6 protein-coding genes are annotated in these 7,521 nt (G+C 72.9%); 4 read left to right on the plus strand and 2 right to left on the minus strand.

Translation table 11 applies throughout. The annotated features are described in order from the left end of the window. Positions 1 to 45: 45 nt before the first annotated feature. Entirely contained in the window at positions 46 to 1,872 is a 1,827-nt protein-coding gene (locus tag PV343_RS34560) for an endonuclease/exonuclease/phosphatase family protein (RefSeq protein WP_319150979.1), read from the minus strand. A gap of 265 nt (positions 1,873 to 2,137) precedes the next feature. On the opposite strand from PV343_RS34560, the gene PV343_RS34565 reads away from it, so the two are divergent. From PV343_RS34565 to PV343_RS34580, 4 genes are all read left to right on the plus strand, one after another. After that, a complete protein-coding gene (locus PV343_RS34565; protein ID WP_319150981.1) occupies positions 2,138 to 3,565 on the plus strand; it encodes a hypothetical protein in 1,428 nt (475 codons plus the stop codon). Positions 3,566 to 3,771: 206 nt separating this feature from the next. Next, positions 3,772 to 5,217, plus strand: coding sequence for an alkaline phosphatase PhoX (locus PV343_RS34570; RefSeq protein WP_319150982.1), 1,446 nt, complete (start codon positions 3,772 to 3,774; stop codon positions 5,215 to 5,217). A 234-nt stretch (positions 5,218 to 5,451) separates the two neighbouring features. Beyond that, positions 5,452 to 6,138: a 2'-5' RNA ligase family protein gene (locus PV343_RS34575; protein WP_319150983.1), complete on the plus strand. Its 687-nt coding sequence runs from the start codon at positions 5,452 to 5,454 to the stop codon at positions 6,136 to 6,138. A 4-nt stretch (positions 6,139 to 6,142) separates the two neighbouring features. Then, positions 6,143 to 6,721 (plus strand): TetR/AcrR family transcriptional regulator, encoded by a 579-nt coding sequence (locus PV343_RS34580; RefSeq protein ID WP_319150984.1) that lies wholly within the window; start codon positions 6,143 to 6,145, stop codon positions 6,719 to 6,721. Positions 6,722 to 6,810: 89 nt separating this feature from the next. Here PV343_RS34580 and PV343_RS34585 read toward each other — a convergent pair. After that, a partial coding sequence (locus PV343_RS34585; RefSeq protein WP_319150985.1) for a TerD family protein occupies positions 6,811 to 7,521 on the minus strand: 711 nt, incomplete at its 5' end.

The raw sequence follows: 7,521 nt of genomic DNA on the forward strand, positions 1-7,521 counted from the left end.
GGCCCCGTTCGGTGCCGAAGGATACGGACCTACGGACCTGCGGACCTACGGACGGAACCGCAGCACCTGCGGGTCGTGGTCGCTGATCTGGTCGTTGAACTCCGAGTTGATGTGCACGCTGTCGTACTCGAAGTCGCAGCCGCGGCGGATCGCCGGGCTGATCAGGATCTGGTCGAGGACCTGCTCGTTGCCCTGGTAGTCGTAGGTGTAACGCTCGCTCCGGGGCAGCGACTTGATCGCCGACCACAGCTCGCCGTCACCCTCCATGATCTTGGCGGTCTCGGAGAACTCGAAGTCGTTCATGTCGCCGAGCGCGATCACGTTCGCGTTCTTCTGCACGGACAGGATGTCCTTGACGAACGCGTTCACCTCGGTCGCCTGCGCGTGGCGCTGGACCTCCGAGCTGCGCGTCGGCGGCTGGTACTGCGAGGTCAGCCCCTGGTCGCCACCCTTGGAGTTGAGGTGGTTGCCGATCACGAACACGGTCTTGCCGCGGAAGGTGAACTCGCCGGCCAGCGGCTTGCGGCTGTTGGCCCAGGCCGCGTTCGCCGGGTCGATGCGGCCCGGGGAGGCCGTGAGCTGCGCCTTGCCGTGCGCCCTGGTTACGCCGACCGCGGTGGTGGAGCCGCCGCCCGCGCGGTCCACGAAGGACACCCGCTGCGGGTTGAAGAGGAACACCTGGCGGATGTTGCCGCCCGGTTCGCCGCCGTCCTGGTCGTTGACCGGGTCGATGGAGCGCCAGTCGTACGTGGGGCCGCCCGCGGCGACGATCGCGTCGATCAGCTTGTTCACGGTCGCGCTCGCGTCGACGGTGCCGTCGTCCGTGGCGCCGTTGTCGTCCTGGATCTCCTCCAGGGACACGATGTCGGGCGACTGCAGGTTGTTCACGATCGCGGCGGCGTGCTTGTCGAACGTGTTGTCCGACGGGTCGAGGTTCTCGACGTTGTAGGTCGCCACCGCCAGCTCGCGGGCGGACTGCTTGGCCGTGGTCTCGCGCTCCAGGCCGCCGCTCGTGAGCGTGCCGAGCTTGCTCGCGACCAGGGTGTAGCCGCCGAACTGGTTGAAGTCCAGCGGGCCGGTGGTGGTGCCCTCCAGGGTGTCGCCGACGTTCGCCTTCGGGAAGTCGGCGGTCGAGCCCAGCGACTGGATCTGCAGCCGGCCGGTGTTCTGCGACTCGTAGGAGCCGTAGACCGTGCCGCCGCGGTGGTTGCGGTGCTCCCGCGGCTTCACAGTGACCCACAGCTCGCTGTACGGGTCGGTGCCGGTCACCACGCGGGTGTCGGCGACCTGGACGTTCATGCCCTCCAGGGACTCGTAGTAGTCCAGGGCGTACGCCGACGGGTCCAGGGCCAGGCCGTTGACGGAGCCGGCCGCGGCGGTGTCGCCGGCCGGGGCGTAGGCGGCCGGCACCGACTTCGCGTCGATCGCGGTGGGCGCCGGGACGGCGTTGCCGGTGGAGACGGTGGTGACCGTCGGCTTGGTGACCTCCGTCAGCGACTGGTTGCCGGAGGAGGCGCCGCCCGGGACGTACTCGGAGACCGTGCCGGTCACCGTGACGGAGTCGCCGACCGCAACCTTGGGCGTGGAGCTGGTGAAGACGAACACGCCCTCACTGGTGGCCGGGTTGTCGTCCGGGGTCGGGTCCTGCATCCAGAAGCCCTTGGACGAGCCGTAGGTGCGCGTGGCCGTCACGATGCCGGGCACGTCGGCGACCTTCTGGCCGGCCAGCGGGGATATACGGGTGGTGCCCTGGATGTCGTGGATGCGCACCGAGTCGGCGTGCGCGGGCGACGTGAGGACGACGGTCGACGCGGTGGAACAGACGGCGGCGACGGTGAGCGCGGCGAGGCGCGCGGTGGACCTGCTCGGCAAGGGATCCCTCCGGGGACGTGCGTGAGCGCCGGGACGAGGGTGGAACGGGAGCGTGTCGGGCTCGTGGCCCTCCGTGACACGCATAGAGCCGAGTGAACAGTTGTCCCCCCAACTTCTACGCGCGTCAATCTCCCGCCAGGCGCCCGGAGTTGTCAAGGTTTCGGCCATGTACGGCGACCGGCGGGGAGATGAACCGGGCGGCATGGGTGGAAATCCGTCTAGGCTGAGCGGCTGAGTGATTTCACGGCCCGAGGAGAACCAGCCGATGTCAGACAGCTCCCCCCTGCCGCCCGTACGGCTGCACCCCGAAGCGGAGCTGGCGCGCGCCGCCCTGTCCACGCCGTTGCTCTCCCACGCCGTCCGCCTCGCCCGCTGGGCCGGCCCCGCGACCCGCGTGGACGCCGGCGGCGGCCTGGTCGAGGAACAACTGCCGGACGCCGCCGGGACGCTCGGCCTGAGCGGGGACGACGCCGCCGCGTACGCCGCCGAGGCGTGGCGGGTGGCGGTGGACGCCGGGCTGGTCGAGATCACCGACGAGGAGGCCGGGACGGTGAGGGCCGGGGAGGAACTGGCGCTGCTCACCGGCGGCTCCCCGCACGACGTGCTCACCGTCTGGCTCAGCGCCCTGGAGACCGTCGTCGCGGACGCGAGCGTGCCGGACCTGGACGGCCTCATGGACGCGATGGACGAGGGCGGCGAGATCGATTTCGCGTCACTCGACTGGGACCCGGAGGCCGAGGCGGAGTTCCTCGACGGCGTCCTCGGCAACCTCTACCTGCTGACGGTCAGTGAGGACGGCCCCGGCCAGGCCCCCGTGCCGCTGCCCGCCCTCGCCGCCTCGATGATCGTCCCCAGTGACATGGGCGAACCCACCAACGACGTGCTGGAGCAGGTCTCCGACGCGATGATGCGGCTCGACGACCAGTTCCGGACACTGGAGCCGATCGGCCTCGTCGAGTACCGGCCGGTGGACGAGGACCTCATGGCCGACGCCGACGAGGAGCCCGCCGCGCCGGTCGACGACACCGACGTCTCCCGCTACGGCCTGGTCCGGCTCACCCCGCTCGGCGCGTACGGACTGCGGGCGCGGCTGCTGGAGGCCGGCATCGACGCCCCCGCGGTCGGCGAACTCGCCGACAAGGGCGCCGACGCCCTGCTCGACGGCACCGCCCGGTTCGGGCAGTCCGCCGCCCAGGCCGAGACCGAGCAGTGGCTCGGCCGGCGCGAACCGCTCGCCGCGGCCCGGGACCTGCTCGCGGCGGCACGCGGCGCCGACGCCGGCGCGCCGCTGCGCCGACTGCGCTGCCAGCAGGCGCTGTCCCTGGTCGGGGCGGAGGCCGAACCGGCGCTGCGGGAGGTGCTGGACGACCCCGAACTCGGCGGACTCGCCCGGGTCTGGCTGAGCGAGCGCGGCGCCTCCGAAGTGCCGGCGCCCTCCCAGGACCTGGTCTTCTGGCTGACCGTCGACACGGTGGCGGCCCAGCTGGCCGCCGAGGGCAACTCCGACGAGCTCCAGGCACTGGTGGAGGGGCTGGCCGAGCAGCACAGCGGGTTCTTCGCGGCCGCCTGGCGGGTGGACCACCCCGCCACCGCGGACGTCCTGGAGGCGATGGGCCGGCTGCACCCGGACAAGAAGGTGGCGAAGGAGGCGCGGAAGGCCGCGTTCAAGGCGCGGTCCCAGCAGGGCGGCTGAGCGACCGCCCGCACCCGGCCGCCCGCACCCGGGCGAAGATGGCCGGTGCCTGCCGTTGGCGAGAGGGCGTGCCTACGGGTTCATGGAACCGGGGCCTCGGAAGCAGTACGGCGTTCAACTCCCGTTCAGGAAGCGACGGGAGCGTGTGCGCCGAACCGAGGCCCGCCACCCTCCACGGCACGTGCCCACCGTCACAGGGAGACTCCATGTCGCTCACTCGCAGGGACTTCGCCAGAACATCCGCGGTCACCGGTGCCGGGGTCGCGCTGGCGGGCAGCGTCGGAGCCCTCGCCACCGCGCCCAACGCCCTCGCCGCCACCGAGATCGACAGCGCGGAGGGCGAGCAGGCGCACGGGCACCACGGCCCCGGCTACGGCCCCCTGGTCCCGGACCCGGCCGGCGTCCTCGCCCTGCCCGAGGGCTTCCGATACCGGATCATCACCTACAGCGGCCGGACGAAACTGGAGTCGGGCGAGTTCACTCCCTCCAACCACGACGGCACCTCCACCTTCGACGGCCCACGGGGCGCCACCCTCCTCGTCAACAACCACGAGCTGAAGGGCCCCCGCGCCGGCTGGCAGTACCCGGTGCCGCTGACCGAGGGCCTCGTCTACGACCCCGCCGCCTCCGGTGGCTGCACGGTCGTCGAGGTCCGCCGCGACCACGTCGCCGAGTGGGTCGGCGTCGCCGGCACCTCCACCAACTGCGCGGGCGGCAACACCCCGTGGGGCACCTGGCTGACCTGTGAGGAGACCGAGGACAAGGCCGGCCAGAACGGCATGACCAAGGACCACGGCTACGTCTTCGAGGTCGACCCCGAGGACCGCCGGGCCAACCGCGACCCCAAGCCGGTCAAGGCGCTCGGCCGCTACGCCCACGAGGCCGTCGTCGTCGACCCCAAGCGCGGGCACCTCTACCTCACCGAGGACGCCTCGGGCCCCAACGGCCTCCTCTACCGCTGGACCCCGCCGGAGGGATTCAGCCACGGCCGCGGCAGACTGCGCACCCTCGCCGACGACGCCGGCGCGCTCCAGGCGTTCAAGTGCTTCGACTCCGGTGGCAAGTTCGTCGACGACCTCTCCCGGGCGACCCGCATCGGCACCGTCTACGGGGTCGACTGGGTGGACGTGCCCGACCGCGACGCCCGGACCACGTCCGTCCGCAAGCAGTTCACCGACGGCCAGGTCACCCGCGCCCGCAAGCTGGAGGGCATGTGGTGGGGCGACGGCGGCGCCTACATCGTCTCCTCCTACGCCCGCGCGGAGAGCCCCGTCCAGCACGACGGCCAGGTCTGGTTCTACGACCCCAAGCGCCGCACCCTGACCCTCAAGGTGCTCCTCGGCGTCAACCCCGACCCCGCGGCGGACGGCGCCTTCGACGGCCCGGACAACATCACCGTCTCCCCGTACGGCGGTCTGGTCATCGCCGAGGACGGCGAGGGCGTCCAGCACCTGTTCGGCGCCACCGAGAGCGGCCGCACCTACCCGATCGCCCGCAACGAACTGAACATCGGCACCGCGGAGGAGCCGGAGTACAGCGAGTTCACCGGCGTCACCTTCTCGCCCGACGGCCGCACCCTCTTCGCCAACATCCAGGAGCCGGGCATCATGCTGGCCATCACCGGCCCCTGGAAGCGGCAGAAGCGCGGCTGACATCCGCGGTGAAGTAACCGGCTCGCCCGGCCCGCGGCCCCCGCCCGGAGTGGCGGCCTGTCGGACTCGGCCTTCCGGATGGTGCCGCTGCTGGAGCGGGCCCGGAACGCCGACTGGCCGTGGGAGACCTGAGCCGGGGGAGACCTGAACCGCGGCCGGCCCTGACCGTGGCCCGCGCCCTCACGAGGGTGCGGGCCACACCCCTGCCCACCGGTGGTGGGCCATGATGGAGGGGTGTCCCGCTCGCCGGTGCCCGGCCGCCTGGAGTCGGCGCCCACGCCCCGGACCGCCGTGGCGTGGCTGCCTCCGGCCGTGCTGTGGCCCGCCGTCCAGGACATCCGCGTCGAGCACGACCCGCAGATCCGCCGCTGGCCGCCCCATGTGAACCTGGTCTTCGGCTTCGTACCGGAGGAGGACTTCCCGGCGGCGCTCCCGCTATTGGCCGCCGCCGCGGCGCGGTGCGCGCCCTTCGACGCCCGGCTCGCCGGGGTCCGCTCGTTCGGCCACCGGTCCTTCTCCACCGTGTGGCTGGACCCCGCGGCGGCCGGCGTCGCGCCCTGGACGGAGCTGCGGCGGGTGCTCGCCGAGCCGTTCCCGTACTGCGTGGACCGCTTCCCCCGGTTCACCCCGCACCTCTCGCTCGGGCGGACCCGGGCCCCGCGGGACCTCGCGGCCGAGTGCGCCGCCCGGCTCGGGGTGACACGGGCCCGGGTGTCCGAGGTCGTGCTGCTGTCCCGCCGCGGTGACGGGCCCATGCGGGTCCGCGCCACGATCGCCCTGGGCACCGGCGCGGTGCACCGCCACCGGGAGGAGGACCCGGGCAGCGTCGGGTACGGGTCCGGGCGGCCGGCGCAGCGGCCCCGACCGGCGGGGCCGGGGGCCGATACGATTCCGGGAAGACCCCCGGTGCGCGAGGAGTAGCTGGATGCCGCAGGGCAGGCCCATGCGCGCGGACGCCCGGCGCAACTACGAACGGCTGCTGACGGTGGCGGCCGAGGCCTTCGCCGAGCACGGGGAGAACGCGTCCCTCGACGACATCGCCAAACGTGCCGGGGTCGGCGCCGGCACGCTCTACCGTCACTTCCCGACCCGGCAGGATCTGCTGGAGGCCGCGTACGTGGACCGGATGCAGGCCATGGCGGACCGGGCCGGGGAGTTCGCCGCACGGCTGCCGCCGGGCGAGGCGCTGACGGAGTGGCTGCACGAGGTGTGCGTCGGCACGATCCAGGTGCGCGGCATGAAGGCGCTGCTGGGCTCGGCCGTCTCCGACGGCGGCTTCGCCGCGGACACGGTCTGCGGCACCCGGCTGAAGGACGCGGCGCGGCGGCTGGTGGAGGCGGCGCAGCACGACGGCAGCCTGCGCCAGGACATCGAGCCGATCGAGGTCCTGCGCCTGGCGCACGGCGTGGCCTCGGCGTCGGAACTCGCCGGCGGGCGGGGGCAGCAGATCCGCCGCTACCTGACCCTGCTGACCGAGGGACTGCGCCCGGCCGCCGGAACGTGAGGGACCGGGCGCGCCCCCGCGAGCACGGGGGCGCCGCCGGACGCCGCGCGGCCGCCCTTCGGGCCACGAGGCCACGTTCGCGACAAGCCCTAGAGGGCGCGCGCTCCGGGATCGACCATGTTCCGCACGGTGCGGGCCTTCACGAACTCGCCGAGCGCCGTCATGTCCCACTCGCCGGAGAACTGCCGGACGAACTTGGCCATCATCACGCCGGTCTGCGGCTCGGCGTTGGTGAGGTCGAAGCGGACCAGTTCCTCTCCGGTGTCCGCGTCCAGCAGCCGGCAGTACGCCTTGGCGACCTCGGTGAACTTCTGCCCGGAGAAGGAGTTGACGGTGAAGACCAGACCGGTGACCTCCTGGGGGATCCGGCCCAGGTCCACCATGATCATCTCGTCGTCGCCGCCGCCCTCGCCGGTGAGGTTGTCACCGGAGTGCTTGATCGCGCCGTTCAGGATCGTCAGCTTGCCGAAGTAGCAGCTGTCGACCGGGTTGCGCTGCGGGCCGTAGGCGATGACCGAGGCGTCCAGGTCGATGTCCCTGCCCCGGTGCGCGGGCTCCCAGCCGAGGCCCATCTGCACCACGGACAGCAGCGGGCGGCCGCCCTTGACCAGGGACACCGTCTGGTTCTTCTGGAGGCTGACCCGCCCCTTGTCCAGGTTGACCTTCCCGGCGCCCGGCACCGGGGCGGGGGGAGCGGCGGGAACCGGCGGCGCGGACGGAGCGGCCGGCGTCTGCGCGGCGGGCGCGGGCGCGGGGGCGGGCGGGGCGGGGAGGGGGGGGGGGGGGGGGGGGGGGGGGCG

This window comes from Streptomyces sp. WI03-4A, assembly GCF_033792105.1.
GTDB lineage: Bacteria > Actinomycetota > Actinomycetes > Streptomycetales > Streptomycetaceae > Streptomyces > Streptomyces collinus_A.